Annotated in this window: 1 protein-coding gene; it reads right to left on the bottom strand. The window is 72.7% G+C overall.

Annotation, left to right across the window (positions count from 1 at the left end; all coding sequences use genetic code 11):
- The coding region (gene lnt / locus NBZ85_RS31490; protein ID WP_261563467.1) for an apolipoprotein N-acyltransferase at positions 1 to 882 on the bottom strand (882 nt) is incomplete at both ends.

Genomic DNA, 882 nt, shown 5'->3' with positions numbered 1-882 from the left:
GTCTTCGCCGGTGGTGGGGCGGGTTCGGCGGCGGATCACTCCCGTCATCATGGCGCCCACGCCGAGGGCGAGCAGCACCGCCTCGGGGAGGATTCCGGCACGGTCGGCCAGGGTTTGGCTGGTGCGTCGGGGCAGGGCGGCGGTGAGGATGCCGGGTTCGTACAGGCCGGTCTTGGCGAGTAGGCGGCCGTCGGGGGCGATGAGGGCGCTTTCGCCGCTGGTGGAGACCTGGACGGTGGCGCGGCCGTGTTCGACGGCGCGTAGTCGGGACATGGCGAGTTGCTGTTGGCTTTCGCCGTTGCGGCCGAAGGAGGCGTTGTTGGTTTGGATGACGAGGATTTCGGCGCCGTGGTTGACGGTGTCGCGGACGAGGCCGTCGTAGGCGACTTCGAAGCAGATGACGTCGCCGATGGTGGTGCCGGCGGCGTGGAGGGCGCCGGGGGTATGGCCGGGGACGAAGTCGCTGGGCATGTCGTCGGCGAAGCGGCCGATCAGGCGGGTGAGCAGGGCGCGGCCGGGGAGGTATTCGGCGAAGGGGACGGGGTGTTGTTTGACGTACATCTGGCCGGTGAAGCCGTCGGCGGTCCAGATCATGCCGGCGTTGCGGACGTGGTGGGGGCCGGGGCCGTCGAGGACGGCGCCGACGAGCAGGGGTGCGCCGGCGGTGCGGGCGGCGTCGCGTAGGGCGCCTGCGACGGCGGGGGCTCGCAGGGGGTCGAGGTCGGAGGAGTTTTCGGGCCACAGGACGAGGTCGGGGGCCGGGCGGCGGCCGGCGGCGACGTCGGCGGCGAGGCGGCGGGTCTGGGTGAGGTGGTTGGCGGTGACCTGGAAGGCGCGGCCGAGGGCGTGGATGCCGCCGTCGGCGGGGACGTTGCCCTGGAT

The organism is Frankia tisae (genome assembly GCF_025403405.1).
Lineage (GTDB): Bacteria > Actinomycetota > Actinomycetes > Frankiales > Frankiaceae > Frankia > Frankia tisai.
The sequence above is the reverse complement of the archived record's forward strand: the minus strand, read 5'-3'. Positions and strand labels throughout refer to the sequence as shown.